Consider the following 15969-nt stretch of genomic DNA (forward strand, 5'->3'; position numbering starts at 1 on the left):
CTACTGCCCGCTGAGACACCCGTCACGGCGACGCGGCGGGTCCCGGTGAGGCGGGGGCGGTCAGCCCTTCTCGACGATCTGGTCGGCGGCCCAGCCGCCGATCGCGAGCAGCAGGCCGCCCAGGACGGCGGTCACGAAGCCGTCGACGGTGAGCCGGTCGGTGATCGCGGCGGTGATGCCGAGCAGCGCCGCGTTGATGACCAGCAGGAACAGCCCGAGGGTCACCAGCACGAACGGCAGCGACATCAGCCGCAGGATCGGACCGACGACCGCGTTGACGACGGCGAAGATGAGCGCGATCCAGAGGAACGTGCCGACCTCCCCCAGCGGGGCGTCCGGGTTGCCGACGACGGCGACGCCGTCCAGCACGAGGTCGACCAGGTAGAAGACCCCGGCCATGAGCACGACCTTCAACGCGAACCTGAGCACGGGCCCACGCTAGCGCCCAAGATCGCCCGACCGGCCCATCGCGGCGTCTTCGGTCCTCTAGCGTCGTCGCTAGAGAGGCGCAGAGGAACCTCGCGACACGCGCTAGGTGGTTCTACCGATCTCTACGGTGCGGGCTAGAGAACGCCATACGGTGGTCGACATGGATCCCGTCCGGAACCCCTACGCCCCCGGCGCCGGCCAGCGCCCGCCCGAGCTCGCCGGCCGGGACGGCGAGCTGCAGGCCTTCGACGTGGTCCTCGAGCGGATCGCGCACGGCCGCCCCGAGCGCTCGCTGGTGCTCACCGGGCTGCGCGGCGTCGGGAAGACCGTGCTGCTCAACCAGCTGCGGTCGGCGGCCATCTCCCGCGGCTGGGGCACCGGCAAGATCGAGGCCCGGCCCGAGCAGTCGCTGCGCCGGCCGGTCTCCTCGGCGCTGCACATGGCCCTGCGCGAGCTCGGCCCGCGGCACGGCGACCAGGAGTCGGTGGCCGAGGTGCTCGGCGTGGTGAAGGCCTTCGCCCAGCGGGTGGCGCCGGCCGACGCCAAGGTCCGGGACCGCTGGCAGCCGGGGATCGACGTCCCCGCGGCCAGCGGCCGGGCCGACTCCGGCGACATGGAGATCGACCTGGTGGAGCTGCTCAGCGACGCCGCGGGGGTGGCCGCCGACATCGGCAGCGGGATAGCGCTGTTCATCGACGAGATGCAGGACATCCAGCCCGACGACGTCTCGGCGATCTGCGCCGCCTGCCACGAGCTGTCCCAGCAGGGGGCGCCGCTGATCGTCGTCGGCGCGGGCCTCCCCCACCTGCCCGCCGTGCTGAGCGCCTCGAAGAGCTACTCGGAGCGGCTGTTCCGCTACCTGCGCATCGACCGGCTGGAGCGGGAGGCCGCCGACCGGGCGCTCATCGCCCCGGCGGAGCGGGAGGGCGTCGAGTTCGAGCAGGGGGCGCTGGACGCCCTCTACGAGGCCGCCGACGGGTACCCGTACTTCGTGCAGGCCTACGGCAAGGTCACCTGGGACGTCGCGGCCTCCTCCCCCGTCACCGCCGCCGACGTCGCGATGGCGGCGCCCGTCGCCGAGGCGGAGCTGGCCGTCGGGTTCTTCGGCTCCCGCTACGACCGGGCCACCCCGGCCGAGCGCGAGTACATGCACGCGATGGCCGAGCTCGGCGGTCCGGGCGGCGCGGCGGTGGCGACGTCGGAGGTGGCGGTCTCGCTGGGGCGCAAGCCCGCGTCCCTCTCCCCCGCGCGGGACTCGCTGATCAAGAAGGGGCTGGTCTACTCCGCCGAGCGCGGCCAGATCGCCTTCACCGTCCCGCACTTCGGCCGCTACCTGCTGCGCCACCCCGAGTAGCGGTTCGACCCGCGGCTGCTGGGCACCGCACCGCTCGTGCCGGTGTGGGTGGAAGCAGGGCTGTGGGGCCTCCTGGGCGGGGCCGCGTTGGTGCTGGGCGCTGCGGTCGCCTGGTTCGTGCGGGTGCCGCAGGCGGTGGTCGCCGGGGTGATGGCCTTCGGTTCCGGGGTGCTGATCTCCGCGGTCGCGTTCGACCTGGTGGAGGAGGCTGCCGACACCGGCGGGCTGGGCCCGACGGCGGCCGGGTTCCTGGGCGGGGCGGCCGTCTACCTGGCCGCGAACATCGCGCTGGCGAGGCGGGGCGCGCGGCACCGCAAGCGCTCGGAGGACCAGCAGCCCTCGGAGGAGGAGCAGTCCGGCAGCGGCGCGGCGATCGCGGTCGGGGCGCTGTTGGACGGGGTCCCGGAGTCGGTGGTCCTGGGGCTGGGGCTCCTGGCCGGCGGTGGCGTGAGCACCCCGGTGCTCGCCGCCGTGTTCATCTCCAACGTGCCCGAGGGGCTGTCCTCGGCCGCGGGCATGAAGCGCAGCGGGCGCTCGGCGGCCTACGTCTTCGGCGTCTGGGGCGGCATCGCGGTGGCCAGCGGGCTGTCGGCGCTCGTCGGCTACCTCGCGCTGGGCGACGCACCCCCGGAGGCGGTCGCGGTCATCACCGCTGTCGCCGCCGGGGCGATCCTCACGATGGTCGCGGACACGATGATCCCGGAGGCGTTCGAGCGCACCCGCATCTGGACCGGGCTCATCACGACGCTCGGGTTCCTGGTCGCGTTCGCGATCGAGCGGGCCTGACGTCGTCCCCTCAGCGGGGAAGGGGCGGCAGGACCTCCGGACCGGCCTCGGCGGGGCGCTCGCCGACCTGGGGGTGCGCCCGCACCGCGAGCACGGCGACGTCGTCCTCGACGCCCTCGCCCAGCATCTCCGCGAGGAGCCGGTCGCACAGCTCGGTCAGCGTGCAGCCGGCCGAGCGCTCCAGGACGGCGCGCACCTGCGCGCGGCCGTCGTCCAGCGGCAGCCCGCGGCGCTCGAAGAGCCCGTCGGTGAACAGCACCAGCGTGCTGCCGTCGGGCATGGCCGCCACGCCGTCGGCGCGCTGCCCGGACCAGCCGATGCCCAGCGGGGGGCCCACCTGCGCGCTCAGGTCCTCGACCCGGCCGTCGGGGAGCAGCAGCAGCGGGTCCGGATGGCCGGCCGACGCCCAGTTCAGCCGGCGCACACCGGCGGCGCGGTCGGAGTCGTCCTGCTGCACCCGGCAGACCAGCGCGGTGGCCATGGCCGGCACCGCCAGCCCGACGAGCGCGTGGTCGACCCGGCCCAGCAGGGCGGCCGGCTCCTCCTGCCGGTCGAAGGCGATCCCCCGGACCAGGGTCTTGACCTGGCCCATCGCGGCGGCGGCCTCGATGTCGTGGCCCATCACGTCGCCGATCACGACGACGGTGTCGCCGTCGGGCTGCAGGAACGCGTCGTACCAGTCCCCGCCGATCGAGACGCCCTGCGTCGCGGGCCGGTAGCGCACCGCCAGCTCGAGGTGGTCGGGCTGGACCGGCGGCGAGAGCAGGCTCAGCTGCAGCCGCTCGGCGACCTGGTGGTTGAGCGAGACCAGGCGCGCGTTGTCCAGGGCCTGCGCCGCCCGGCGGGCGGCGATCTGCGCCGTCCGCAGCTCCGCCTCCGTGTGCGGGCCGCGGTCGGCCCCGTTCACCAGCGTGAAGGCGCCCAGCACCTCGCCGCGGGCGACGAGCGGGAAGGTGGCCACCGCCGACGGCGCGAGCGGGGCCAGCGCCTCGCGGCTCTCCTCGCCGTCGATCATCGTCTCGAGGTGGTGCTCGGTGAGCCGCTCGATGACCACCGGCTCCGCGCTGCGCATCGCCGTCGGGACCGGCGCCTCCACGCTGTTCGACGCGACCCGGGCGTCGGCGTACCGGTGCATGGCCTCGACCATGGCGGGGTCGCGGTGCGCGCGGCCGACGTCGCGACGGCGCCCATCGCGGTCGACGACGCTGACCAGGCACCAGTCGGCGAGCAGGGGCACCACGCGGGCGGCGAAGCGGCCCGCGGCAACCTCGTGGTCCAGGGTCGAGGTCATCTCCTGGCTGATGTCGCCGAGGAGCATCAGGTGGCGTCCGGCCTCCTCGGCCCGGCGGGCCTCGCGGGCGGCCTCGGCGGCGGCCTGCTCCCGGGCGGCCACGGCGGCCGCGCGCTCGTCGTCGGCCCGCCGGCGCTCGGTGACGTCGTCGTAGCTGACCACCAGGCCGGCGTCGGTGAGGAAGGCGTCGGCGCGGAACCACTTCTCCAGCGGCCCAAACCAGGCCTCGGTGCTGCCGGCGCGTCCCGAGCTCCGGACCGAGCGGTACAGCTGCTCGAAGGGACCGCCCACGGCCTCGGGGAACTCCACCCAGATGTCGCGGCCCAGCAGGTCTCCGACCGTGCGGTCGAGCACCTGGGCGCCGGCCGGGTTCACGTACGCGAAGAGCCAGTCCTCGTCGAGCACGAAGAGCGGGCGGTCCATGCCCTCGACGGCCTGGAGCAGGAGGTCGGCACGCAGGAGCGCCGTGTCGTCCCGCCCCATGCCCGCTTCGCTCCAGCCACTCGGCCGCGCAGTGGCAGCAGTCCACCCAGCCTGGCGGCTCACCGGACGGAAAGCAATGCGGACGCCTCGGGGTGCCCCTCTCACCGGTGACGTGACGCTGACCACAGCACAGGGGTCTCGGCCGCCCGCGGGGGTTGACACGCGGCCGGACGGGGCACCACGGAGATGTCCACGTCCCGAGCCGAGGGGGAGGCATGGCCCGACTCGCATGGCCCGTGCGCCGGCTGCCCGACGGTCGCGGCGAGGTCTGGCGCTGGCGGCTCAGCGGCCTCGGCGAGCTCGCGGCGGCGCGGGCGACCCTGCGGTCCCGCCTCTGCCGCGTCGGCCACCCGCCCGAGGGCGACGACCCGTCCAGCGAGCAGCTCGTCCTCGCGTTCGACGAGCTGGCCTCCAACGCCCTGCGCCACGGCGAGCGGCCCGTCGTCGCCACCGTCGTGGCCGGCAGCGGCGGCTGGCTGCTGGACGTCAGCGACAGGTCGCCGGAGACCATGCCCGCGCCCACCGTCGACCGGGACCCCGCCCAGGGCGGGATGGGGCTGCAGCTCGTCGCCCGCCTGTCGGTCGCGCACGGCTGGTACGTCGACGACGACTGCAAGCACGTCTGGGCCTGCCTGCCCACGGAGGCCGACGACCGGCGGGCCGCCGCCTCGGCCTGACCGGCCCCACCTGTTCCACGTGCAACACGCCACGACCCCCGTCGCCGGTGGGCGACAGGGGTCGTGGCGTGGTGCTGCGGTGCGCGTCAGGGGACGACGAAGGAGAGCGCACCCTTGCCGTAGGTCGGGACCTCGATGTTGAGGTCGATCCGGTTGAAGGCAGAGAGCATGCCGGCCAGGTCGCCGGGCACCTCCTCGCCGGGGGCGTACAGCTTGTGCAGCTTGGAGTGCGGGGCACCCGGGACGTTGAACAGCGCGGAGAGCACGTTCACGACCTCGTACAGCGCCTCGACCTGCATGCCGGAGAGCTCGCCGTCCTCCTCGACCGCGTCCTGGGCCCCGCCGGGAGGCAGGAGCGCCAGGGCGGAGCCGGTGTAGGCCGACGCCCCCAGGTCCATGAGGCACAGGGCGTTGACGTTCATCTGCGGGTCCACGTACACGGCCACGGACACCGGGCGCTCCGGCGTCGGGGTCACCGGCGCGCCGGGGGAGACGGCGACCGGCTTGCCGACCAGGCCGGTCAGCATGTCGCGGATGTCCTTCGAGGCGGGCAGCTGCACGCCGGTCGGGGCGGTCACGCGATCACCCCGTCCAGGTGCTCCTTGAAGGTGTCCTCGTTGAAGGGCTTGGCGATGAGGAACATCGCGCCGGCGTTGGCGGCCTTCTCCCGCATCTCCGGGGAGCCCTCCGAGGTCACGAAGCCGAACGGGACCTGCGAGCCCTGGGCGCGCAGCGCCTGCAGGCACTCGATGCCGGTCATGTTCGGCATGTTCCAGTCGGACAGGACCAGGTCCGGGCTCTCCGAGCCCACCTTGGCCAGCGCGTCCGCGCCGTCCTCGGCCTCCACGATGTCGTGGTCGTCGTACCCCGCCTGACGCAGGGTGCGGATGACGATCTGCCGCATCACGCGGCTGTCATCGGCGATCAGGATCTTCACAGTGGCACCTCGTTCTTCGCGCAGTGGGTTCAGTGGGAAACCGGCAGCGGCGGGAGCGCGCCCTGCACGGAGATGGTGAGCGGCTCGCCGCGCCAGAGGACGTCGACCCGGCAGACGTCGCCGGGGTTGCGCACCAGCGGGGCGTGGCCGACCTGGGGCAGGCTCAGGGCCGAGGGGCCCGGGAGCGCGGCCTTGACGCTGCCACCGACGACGTTGGCGATCTCGCCGAACGCGTCCTCGATGTCCTCGAGCTCGAGCACCTCGGGAGCGGCCTCGCGCAGCAGCGCGCGGGAGAGCGCCTCGGCAGTGGCCCGGCCGGTGGTCAGGACGACGCTGCCGGTCCACGGGCCGACGACGTCGACCCAGCTGGACAGGACGTCCCCGGGCAGGTCGCCCGGCAGCGGCACGAGGACCTCCTCCTCGCCGACGAGGGAGATCCAGGCCTCCTCGGCGACGGACAGGATGGTGGCCTCGTCCATGAGGTCGGTGATGACCGGGCGTGAGTCGCTCAGGCGACGGCGCTGTCCGGTGTCGGTGCTGGTCACAGGGCAACCTCCTGCGGGAGCAGGCCGAGCAGGGCGAGCTTGTCGCGGAACGCGTCGGCGGTGAACGGCTTGATCATGTACTCGTGGGCGCCGGCGGCCAGCGCGCGGACGATCTGGGTGTGCTCGCTCTCCGAGGTCACCATCATCATCGTCATCCGGCGCCAGGCCGGGTTGGACCGGACGGCGGAGACGAACTGCAGCCCGTCCATGACCGGCATGTTCCAGTCGATGGTGGCCAGGTCGGGGAGCCAGCCCTCGTTGAGGACCTCGAGCGCCTCACCGCCGTGGCCGGCGTCGCGGACCTCGTACCCGAGGTCGGTGAGGATGCTGGTGACGATCCGGCGCATCGCGCGCGAGTCGTCGATCACCAAGGCACGCATGTCAGGCCCCCTTCAGTGGGCGGTAGGCGGAGCTGCGGCCGATGACGACCCGCTCCCAGGAGTCGTCGACGCCGAGGGTGGTCTCGGCGGCGCCGAGGAAGAGCCACCCGTCGGGTCGCATGAGGTCCCGCACACGGCGGAGGATCGACTGCTTGGTGGGCAGGTCGAAGTAGATGAGCACGTTGCGCAGGTAGACCACGTCGAACGGGCCCATCCGGGGCAGCGGCGCAGCGAGGTTGCACTCGCTGGCGGTGACCATGCGGCGGAGGTTGGGCGAGACCTCCCACTCGGTGCCCGACCGCTGGAAGTGGCGGACGAGCATCGGGGCGGGCAGGCCGCGGTTGACCTCGAGCTGGCTGAACTTGCCGGCCCGGGTCCGCTGCACCATCTCGCGGGAGAGGTCGGTCGCGGTGATCGAGACGCGGGAGGCCGCGTTCGGCAGCGCGTCGTCCAGGAGCATCGCGATCGTGTACGGCTCCTGCCCGCTCGAGGAGGCCGCCGACCAGATCTGCAGGCGCTCGTTGGACCCGCGGGCCGAGAGCAGCGCCGGCAGCACGGTCGAGGTGAGGGCGGTGAACGGGTCGCCGTCACGGAACCACGAGGTCTCGTTCGTGGTGAGGGCCTCGACGATCCGCCGGGTGTTCTCGGGGTCCGGGCGGGTGCGCACCGTCTCCACCAGCTTGGTGACGTCGGGCAGGCCCATCTGCCGGGCGATCGGCAGGAGGCGCGCCTCCACCAGGTACTCCTTGCCCGGCTGGAGAACGATGGCGCTCTCCTTGCGGACGAGTTCTCGGACCCAGTCGAAACTGGTCGCGGTCAGGCTCATCGACGACCTCCCACGGCCATGGTTGTTGCGGAGTTGAGGACTGCGGCACCGGCGAGGTGCCGCTGGATCGCCTCGGCGATCCGGTCGAGCGGCAGGACCTCGTCGGCGTAGCCGGCCTGCGTGACGGCGCCCGGCATGCCCCAGACGACCGAGGTCGCCTGGTCCTGCACGACGACGGTGCCGCCTGCGTTGCGGATCTCGCCACACCCGTTGCGGCCGTCGGCACCCATGCCGGTCAGGACGACGCCCAGGACGGCGCCGTCGTAGGCCGCCACGGCGGAGCGGAAGAGCGGGTCGACCGCCGGCCGGCAGAAGTTCTCCGGCGGGCTCTGGTTGAGCGAGGTGGTGAACGCCGCGCGGGCGTTGGCGCGCACCACGAGGTGGTGATCGCCCGGGGCGAGGTGCACGGTGCCCGGCACCAACGGGGTCCCGTCCACGGCCTCGACGACGCGCAGGGCGCACAGCCGGTCCAGCCGCTGGGCGAACTGCCGGGTGAAGACCGGCGGCATGTGCTGGGCCAGCAGGACCGGCACGGGCAGGTTCGCCGGCAGCGCAGGCAGCACCCGGGCGAGCGCCTCGGGCCCGCCCGTGGAGGAGCCGATGACCAGGACGGCCGGCTTCTTGCCGGGGCCGGTCCGCGGCGCAGCGGGCCGCGGCGGCGGGGCCGCGGCGCCGCGCGGCGGCGTGACCGGCCGGCCGAGGAGGGCCTTGATCTTGGGGATGAGCTGCTGGCGCACGCTCTCCATCGACTGCGCGACGCTGCCCACGTTCGCCGGCTTGGTGACGTAGTCGTTCGCGCCGGCCGACAGCGCGTCCAGGGTGGCCGTGGCGCCGCGCTCGGTCAGCGTGCTGAACATGATGATCGGCACCCGGGAGCGGGTGCCGCGGATGGCGCGCACCGCCTCGATGCCGTTCATCTCCGGCATCTCGATGTCCATCGTGATGAGGTCGGGCTTGAGCTGCTCGAGCTTGCCCACGGCCACCTTGCCGTTGACGGCGGTGCCGACGACCTCGATCCCCGGGTCCTCGGAGAGCACATCGGTGACGATCTTGCGGACGACGACCGAGTCGTCGACCACCATCACCCTGATCGGATTCAACGCGTACCCTCCCCCGCTGCCCGCCACGGTTCGGCGCGCTGTTCGATTGGTGTATCGGCACCAATTCCCGATGCTTGAGCGGGATTGATTGTGCACATCCGGATAGTTCGCGGGCCGCTGCCCGACGTCCCATCCGCACCAGAAGCATCGACTGTCACAGGGCGGTTGTGAAGGCGCCGCGCACACTCGTTATGCAATTTCCGATGACCGTCACCGGGCCTGTCGAATTGACAATTCGGCCATTTGTCGACACGGGCGGGAAATGGTCGCTCCCCCGGTCCGGGCACACCGCCGCGACCTGCGGTTTCCCGCGTCCGGCAGCGGGACGGCGTCCGGCGCGCGCCGGACGCCGGGCTGCCGGAGGGGTGCGGCGCACGCGCGGGACCGACGGTCGTCGTCCCGGCGGGGAGGTCCGAGGGGGACCGGGCGGGCGGGGGCCCGCGGGTGGTCAGGCCCCCGAGACGCGCACCGCGGGCGCGCGGAGCACGGCGGCGGAGTCGTCGCCGAGCAGGTCGTCGAGCACGATGGCCTGCACGCACCCGGCGACGGCGTTCCAGACGCCGGCCGCGCCGTCGCGCAGGTCGAAGCCGCCGTCGAGGAAGGCCTGGACGGCGAGCAGCTGGGCCGCGGCCAGCGCCCGGGTGCGCCCGGAGACGTGGGCGGCCCACGACGCCTCGTGCATGGCGGTGGCCCAGGGGCGGTGCGCGGCACGGCCCTCGTCGACGGCCAGCCGCCAGCGGGTGCGGCCCAGGTCGTCCAGGTCGCGGACCGCGTCCAGGAAGGTGGTGAGCTCCGCCTCGGCCGGACCGAGCCCCCAGCGCGCCGGGGCGGCCAGGGGCCCGGCGTCCTGCGCGCGGTCGAAGGCGGCGGTCAGCTCGCGCCGCACCAGCGGCGGGAGCACGCCGGCGGCCCAGAAGCCGACGGCGGCGTCGGCCAGCACCTCGGTGGCCTCGTCCCACTGGTCCACGTCGACGTCGGCGCGGAGCGCGTGCTCGCGGCCGAGGACGTCCTCGCGCAGCAGGCGCTCCAGGGTGGGGGCATCCCCGATCGTGCCCTGCTCGAGCTGGGCGACGAGGAGGGCGGTGCGGTCACCGGCGCCGCCCGCGGCGTCGGCGGCCGACCGCATGTGCGGGACCCCGGCGGCCATCTCGCGGGCCCGCCGGGACCGGACGACGCGGACACCGCGCTGCTCGCGGTCCAACCCCCGGGCGGGGTGGACGGCGGCCAGGCGGGCGAAGGCGGCCTCGTCGGCGCCCAGCCCGGTGAGGAGGACCTCGGCGACCGCGCGGCCGGCGGGCAGCCGGACCAGGTCGAAGCCCAGGGTGGCGGCACTGACCAGCGAGTAGGGCATGGCAGCGCCTCCAGCGTTCCGGGACCGGGTCGGTCGTCCCATGCTGGTGCCCCCGGCCCTGGAATGCCACGCGGCCGTCACCCCATCGCAGGAGAGCGAGGGGATGACGGCCGCGTGTCTGGGTGAGCTGTGTCAGTACGCGATTACGTGGAGTGACCAGATCAGGCGCTGACGGCCTTCTGGACGTCCAGCGCGAGCAGCAGCTGCCCGTCGAGCTTGTAGGCGCCGCGGATCAGGTCGCGAGCCTGGCCCTCCAGCGTGTCCGGCGGCGCCTCGAAGTCGCTGGCGTCCACGTCGACGACGTCGGCGATCGAGTCCACCAGCAGGCTCACGGCCTCGCCGTGCAGGCGCACGACGATGACGACGGCGTCGGTGCCCTCAGGGCGCGGGGGCCGGCCGAGCCGCTCGCGCAGCTCGATCGCGGTCACCACCTGGCCGCGCAGGTTGATCAGCCCGGCAACGGCGGTGGGGGCCAGCGGCACCCGGGTCAGCTGCTGGCTGCGGAGCACCTCCTGCACGTGCTCCACCTCGACCCCGTACAGGTCGCCGTCGAGCCGGAAGGTGGCCAGCTGCCCGCTGGTGGCGGGCGCTGCGGTCGGGGCGGTCATGTCAGACCTCCAGCAGGGAGTCGGGGACGCCGGCCGGCGTCGTGGTGGGGTGCGAGTAGAACGCCGGGTCGGCGGCCAGGATCGCGGCGCGGACGTCGAGCAGCTCCGTGACCTTGTCGCCGAGGACGGCCGAGCCGAGCAGGCCCATGTCGTCGATGTCGCTGCGGACCGCGGCCTCGCCGTCGACGATGTCGAGGATCTCCTCGACCACGATCGCGACGCTGCGGCCGTGGTCGGCGTAGACGATGACCTCGAGGACCTCGTGGTCGGTCTCGCCGTAGGCACCCAGGTGCCGGTCGAGCCGGACGATCGGGAGGATCGCGCCGCGGTACTGCACGACCTCGCGGTTGCCGACCTTCTCCACCGACTCGGTGCGCACCTGCTCCAGGCGGGTGACGGTGTCGAGCGGGATGGCCACCCGGCGGCCGCCACCGATCGAGGCGAGCAGCATCCGCTGGCGCTCGGTCTCGGCCGCGGTGACCTGGCCGACCGACGCGCGGGACTCCTGCCGGTCGAGGCTCTCGGTGCGCAGGGCGCGCCGCGCCAGGGCCTGGACGTCGAGGATGAGGGCGACGGTGCCGTCGCCCAGCACCGTGGCGCCGGAGTAGAGGCCGATGGACTTCAGCTGCCCGCCGACCGCCTTGACGACGATCTCCTCGGTGTTGATGACCCGGTCCACGACCAGGCCGAAGCGCCGGCCCTCCGAGCGCAGCACCGCGATGACCACGTGGCCGTCGTGCCGCTCGGAGGTGATGCCCAGGACGTCGGTGAGCCGCACGAGGGGGAGGAGCTCGCCGCGCAGGCGGTAGACCTGCGCGCCGCCGACCTCCTCGACGGCGTTGGCAGCCTTCTCCGCATCCAGGCTGACCAGCTCCTGCAGGCTGATCTGCGGGATGGCGTAGCGGTCGGTGGCGCACTCGACGGTGAGCGCCGGGACGATCGCCAGGGTCAGCGGGATGCGCAGGCGGCAGACGGTGCCGACGCCGGCCTCCGACTCCACCTCGATGGTGCCGCCGATGGCCTCGATGTTCGTCTTGACCACGTCCATGCCGACGCCACGGCCGGACACGTTGGTGACCGCCGCCGCGGTGGAGAAGCCGGGCAGGAAGATCAGCTGCAGGATGTCGGCCGGGCTCATGCGGGACAGCGCGTCCTGGGTGAGCAGGCCGCGCTGAACGGCCTTGGCCCCGAGCTTGGCGGGGTCGATGCCCGCGCCGTCGTCGGCGACCTCGACCACGACCTGGCCGCTCTCGTGACGGGCGCGCAGGGTGAGGACGCCCTCGGCCGGCTTGCCGGCCTTCTTGCGGTCCTCGGGGGACTCGATGCCGTGGTCGACGCCGTTGCGGACCAGGTGGGTCAACGGGTCCTTGACCGCCTCGAGGAGGGTCTTGTCGAGCTCGGTCTCCCGGCCCTCCATCTCCAGGCGGATCGACTTCTTCAGCTGCAGGCCCAGGTCGCGGACGACGCGGGGGAGCTTGGACCAGATGTGGTCGATGGGCTGCATGCGCGTCTTCATGACGCCCTCCTGCAGCTCGCTGGCGATGAGGTTCAGCCGCTGGGAGGCGCGCAGCAGGTCGGTGTCGTTGGAGCGGCCGACGTACTGGACGATCTGGTTGCGGGTGAGGACCAGCTCGCCGACCAGCAGCATCAGCTCGTCGAGCAGGTCGACGTCGACGCGGATCGTGCTGTCGGCGACGGCGCGGCGGGCCTGGCCACCGGCGGCGTCGGGGTTCGCGGTCTCACCCTCGGGGTGATCGGCGACGGCGGGCTCGGACACCGGGTGCTCCTCGGCGACGACGGCCGGCACGGCCGGCTCCACGGGCAGGTCTGCGACGGGCTCGGCCACCGACTCCTCGACGACCGGAGCGGGGGCGGGGGCGGCCTTGGCGCGGGTGGCGCGCTTGGCCGGGGCGGCCTTGGCGGGGGCCTTCTTGGCGGCAGCCCTGGCGGGGGCCTTCGCGGGCGCCTCCGGGGCGGCGGCGGGAGCCGGTGCCTCGGCGGCGGGGGCGGCAGGAGCGGCGGCGGGCGCCTCGGCGGCCGGGCCGTCACCGTTCTCCATGGCGGCGCTGATGTCGGCGACGACGGCGGAGACGTCGACGCCGCCCTCCCCGCCGCTGGCCTCGATCGTGGTCAGCAGCGAGCGCACGGTGTCGACCATCTGCAGCAGCACGCTGGTGCGGTGGGGGGTCAGCTCCAGCTCGCCGTCGCGCAGCCGGGACAGCATGTTCTCGCCGACGTGCGTGACCTCCTCCAGCCGGTTGAAGGCGAGGAAGCCGCTCGTGCCCTTGATGGTGTGGATGGTCCGGAAGATGCTCGACAGCCGCTCGCGCGAGTCGGGCTCCTTCTCGAGAGCGACCAGGTCTGCATCCAGCTGGTCGAGGTTCTCGTGGCTCTCGACGAGGAACTCCTCGACGATGTCGTCCAGACCGTCCACTGCTGCCTTCTCTCTGCTTTGCGGGAGCGCGGTCGGCCCCGGTGTGTCATCGGCGGGCGCTGGGCGGAGTCAAGGTGAACCCGCCGCGCCGGCGCTGTCAGTGCTGTTATCGGCAGTCCGTCGCCCACAACCGACCGTCCGCGGCCGGAAAAGGCCCGGAACCGGGGGAGGGGCGGGCCGGTGGCCTGCTGCGCCGTGTCGACCCGTGCCGGTGGCGGCCCCGGAGGGCCGCCACCGGCACGTCGGTCAGTAGGTGAACCGGCCCACCGTGGTGCGGAGGTCGGCGGCCATGCGGGAGAGCTCGTCGACGGCGACGCGGGTCTGCCCCAGGGCCTGGGTGGTGGAGTCGGCGGCGCCGGAGACGTTGGTGATGTTCGCCGCGATCTGGCCGGTGCCACCGGCGGCCTCCTGGACCGACCGGGACATCTCGTTGGTGGTGGCGGTCTGCTCCTCCACCGCGCTGGCGATCGTGGTCTGGCGGTCGGAGATCTGGGCGACGATCGCCGAGATCTCCTCGATCGCCCCGACGGCGGCACCGGTGTCCTTCTGGATCGCCTCGACCCGGCGGGCGATGTCCTCGGTGGCCTTCGCCGTCTCCTGCGCCAGCTCCTTGACCTCGTTGGCCACGACGGCGAAGCCCTTGCCCGCCTCACCGGCGCGGGCCGCCTCGATGGTGGCGTTCAGCGCCAGCAGGTTGGTCTGCTCGGCGATCGAGGTGATGACCTTGACGACGTTGCCGATCTCGGCCGAGGACTCCCCCAGCTTCGCCACGGTGGCCGTCGTCGTCGCGGCGGCCTCGACCGCCCGGTGGGCGACCTCGCTGGCCTCGGCCGCGTTCGTGGCGATCTCCCGGATGCTCGCGCCCATCTCCTCCGCGCCCGCGGCGACGGTCTGCACGCTGCGGGACACCTCCTCCGCGGCACCGGCGACGACGCCGGACTGGGCCGAGGTCTCCTGCGCCGACGCGGCGATCTGCGCCGACGAGGCCGACAGCTCCTCCGAGCTCGCCGCCACCGCGTCGGCGGACGAGACGACGGAGCTGAGCACCTCGCGCAGGCTCGCCTGCGCGCTGTCCAGCGCCCGGGCCATGCGGCCCAGCTCGTCGGCGCTGGTCACGTCGGTCGAGGTGGTGAGGTCGCCGGCGGCCATGGCCTCCGCGGTCACCTGCACGGCGCGGACGGTGCGGGTGATCCGGCGGACCACGAGGACGGTGAGACCGACGGCGGCCAGGCCGGCGGCGATCGAGACGACGAGCAGCAGCTCGGTCGCCGACGTCGCGTCCTCCGATGCCTCGGCGTTGCGGGCGGCGGCCTCGTCGGCCTGCGCCACGCCCTCCTCCTCGAGCGCGTCCGCGATGTCGCTGAGCAGCGGGCTGGAGACCTCGCGGTAGACCTGGGCGTACGCGGCCAGGTTGCCGGCGTCGGCGGCCGGGAAGAGCTGCGTGGCGTTGCTGGCCAGGAACTGGTCGCGCGAGGTCAGGTACTTCTCGATCGCCGCCTGGTCGATGATGAACGGCTCGTACTCGGCGAGGGCGGCCTCCACGTCGGCCTGCTTCTCCTCCATCTCACCCAGGAGCTCGACGCGGCGGGCCTGGTCGGAGACGGCGTACTCGAGCACGCGGGCGCGGTGTGCGGCGGTCGCCCGCTGCACGGCGGAGAGGGCGTTGAGCGGCTTGAGGTTCTCGTCGTAGATCCGCTCCTGGTCGGCGCTCATCTCGCTCATGCGCGAGATGGCCACCGCGTCGGCACCGGCGAGGACCGCGAGGAGCAGCACGACGACCGCGCCAATGCGGACGCCGATGGGCCGGTCGGCGAACCAGCTCCGACCTCCCACCGGGGGTGCCGCGGACGAACGAGTGCTCATGACTGCTCCAGTGCTGTGAATTGGGCCGAGTGTGAGAGCCGCTGTCCCGCACCGGCTCGGGTGAAAGAATTGCGCACCGCCGACTTGCTGGAGCGGCTCTACCGTGGCGTGTCGCGCGCCTCGGAGGAATTGTTCGGCGACCGCCATTCCCGAGTCGACATGGCAACGCGCGCACGCGGGCGAGAAATGCGGAACGGGGCGGTGGAATGGTCCACCGCCCCGTTCCCTCCCCCGGCCGGGCCCGTCAGTAGGTGAACCGGCCGACGGTGGTGCGCAGGTCGGCGGCCATGCGGGAGAGCTCGTCGACGGCGACGCGGGTCTGGGTCAGGGCCTCGGTCGTGGACTCGGCCGCGGTCGACACCCCGGTGATGTTCTCGGCGATCTGCGTGGAGCCGCCGGCGGCCTCCTGGACCGACCGGGACATCTCGTTCGTGGTGGCGGTCTGCTCCTCCACGGCGCTGGCGATCGTGGTCTGCCGGTCGGAGATCTGCGCGACGATCGCCGAGATCTCCTCGATCGCCTCGACCGCGGCACCGGTGTCGTGCTGGATCGCCTCGACCCGGCGGGCGATGTCCTCGGTGGCCTTCGCCGTCTCCTGCGCCAGCTCTTTGACCTCGTTGGCCACCACGGCGAAGTCTCGGAATGCCGGTGTGTCGCGGCCCCCCGGAAAACCGGTGGATGACCACCTGCACCGCTGTCGACATGGCGTCACACCCGCACCGCCGCACCCGGGAACGCCGAGCGCCGGTGGTGACCGGACCCGGTCACCACCGGCGCTCGCCGGTACTCCTCGCGTCAGTAGCTGAAGCGCCCCACCGTGGTGCGCAGGTCGGCAGCCATCCGGGACAGCTCGTCGACGGCGGTGCGGGTCTGCGTCAGGGCCTGCGTGGTGGAGTCGGCCGCGC

Annotated in this window: 15 protein-coding genes and 1 pseudogene; 3 read left to right on the forward strand and 13 right to left on the reverse strand. The window is 73.3% G+C overall.

Going from position 1 to position 15969, the window contains the following annotated elements; all coding sequences use genetic code 11:
• Positions 1–60: 60 nt before the first annotated feature.
• Complete coding sequence (locus E4P43_RS15365) at positions 61–429, reverse strand: phage holin family protein (protein WP_135146337.1); 369 nt, start codon at positions 427–429, stop codon at positions 61–63.
• A 160-nt stretch (positions 430–589) separates the two neighbouring features.
• Between E4P43_RS15365 and E4P43_RS15370 the strand changes: the two genes are divergently transcribed.
• Both E4P43_RS15370 and E4P43_RS15375 read left to right on the forward strand, forming a co-directional pair.
• Positions 590–1783, forward strand: coding sequence for an ATP-binding protein (locus E4P43_RS15370; protein ID WP_135146338.1), 1194 nt, complete (start codon positions 590–592; stop codon positions 1781–1783).
• A gap of 36 nt (positions 1784–1819) precedes the next feature.
• Positions 1820–2569: a ZIP family zinc transporter gene (locus E4P43_RS15375; RefSeq protein ID WP_135146339.1), complete on the forward strand. Its 750-nt coding sequence runs from the start codon at positions 1820–1822 to the stop codon at positions 2567–2569.
• A 10-nt stretch (positions 2570–2579) separates the two neighbouring features.
• On the opposite strand, the gene E4P43_RS15380 is transcribed toward E4P43_RS15375, so the two are convergent.
• Complete coding sequence (locus E4P43_RS15380; protein ID WP_167759206.1) at positions 2580–4343, reverse strand: SpoIIE family protein phosphatase; 1764 nt, start codon at positions 4341–4343, stop codon at positions 2580–2582.
• Between the two features lie 215 nt (positions 4344–4558).
• On the opposite strand from E4P43_RS15380, the gene E4P43_RS15385 reads away from it, so the two are divergent.
• Complete coding sequence (locus E4P43_RS15385; protein ID WP_135146341.1) at positions 4559–5020, forward strand: ATP-binding protein; 462 nt, start codon at positions 4559–4561, stop codon at positions 5018–5020.
• Between the two features lie 86 nt (positions 5021–5106).
• Here the strand turns inward: E4P43_RS15385 and E4P43_RS15390 are convergent, their stop codons facing one another.
• The 11 genes and pseudogenes from E4P43_RS15390 to E4P43_RS15440 all read right to left on the reverse strand — a co-directional run.
• Positions 5107–5598, reverse strand: a complete 492-nt coding sequence (locus E4P43_RS15390; RefSeq protein ID WP_135146342.1) for a hypothetical protein — start codon at positions 5596–5598, stop codon at positions 5107–5109.
• A complete protein-coding gene (locus E4P43_RS15395; RefSeq protein WP_135146343.1) occupies positions 5595–5957 on the reverse strand; it encodes a response regulator in 363 nt (120 codons plus the stop codon). Before E4P43_RS15395 ends, E4P43_RS15390 begins: the two co-directional genes overlap by 4 nt.
• Before the next feature lie 29 nt (positions 5958–5986).
• Positions 5987–6502 carry a chemotaxis protein CheX gene (locus E4P43_RS15400; protein ID WP_135146344.1) on the reverse strand — a complete coding sequence of 172 codons (516 nt, stop codon included), beginning with the start codon at positions 6500–6502 and terminating at the stop codon, positions 5987–5989.
• Entirely contained in the window at positions 6499–6882 is a 384-nt protein-coding gene (locus E4P43_RS15405; protein WP_135146345.1) for a response regulator, read from the reverse strand. Before E4P43_RS15405 ends, E4P43_RS15400 begins: the two co-directional genes overlap by 4 nt.
• Before the next feature lies 1 nt (position 6883).
• Complete coding sequence (locus E4P43_RS15410) at positions 6884–7708, reverse strand: protein-glutamate O-methyltransferase CheR (RefSeq protein ID WP_135146346.1); 825 nt, start codon at positions 7706–7708, stop codon at positions 6884–6886.
• Complete coding sequence (locus E4P43_RS15415) at positions 7705–8790, reverse strand: chemotaxis response regulator protein-glutamate methylesterase (RefSeq protein WP_245159161.1); 1086 nt, start codon at positions 8788–8790, stop codon at positions 7705–7707. The genes E4P43_RS15410 and E4P43_RS15415 overlap by 4 nt, the downstream gene beginning before the upstream one ends.
• Before the next feature lie 466 nt (positions 8791–9256).
• Positions 9257–10159 carry a hypothetical protein gene (locus E4P43_RS15420; protein WP_135146348.1) on the reverse strand — a complete coding sequence of 301 codons (903 nt, stop codon included), beginning with the start codon at positions 10157–10159 and terminating at the stop codon, positions 9257–9259.
• 161 nt (positions 10160–10320) lie between these two features.
• Positions 10321–10767 (reverse strand): chemotaxis protein CheW, encoded by a 447-nt coding sequence (locus E4P43_RS15425; RefSeq protein WP_135146349.1) that lies wholly within the window; start codon positions 10765–10767, stop codon positions 10321–10323.
• 1 nt (position 10768) lies between these two features.
• Positions 10769–13201, reverse strand: coding sequence for a chemotaxis protein CheA (locus tag E4P43_RS15430; RefSeq protein WP_135146350.1), 2433 nt, complete (start codon positions 13199–13201; stop codon positions 10769–10771).
• A gap of 246 nt (positions 13202–13447) precedes the next feature.
• Positions 13448–15064 (reverse strand): methyl-accepting chemotaxis protein, encoded by a 1617-nt coding sequence (locus tag E4P43_RS15435; protein WP_135146351.1) that lies wholly within the window; start codon positions 15062–15064, stop codon positions 13448–13450.
• Between the two features lie 244 nt (positions 15065–15308).
• Positions 15309–15710: pseudogene (locus E4P43_RS15440) on the reverse strand (methyl-accepting chemotaxis protein); the annotation flags it as partial.
• Positions 15711–15969 lie beyond the last annotated feature (259 nt).

Origin of the sequence: Blastococcus sp. TF02A-35, from assembly GCF_004571075.1 — a bacterium.
Classification (GTDB): Bacteria; Actinomycetota; Actinomycetes; order Mycobacteriales; family Geodermatophilaceae; genus Blastococcus.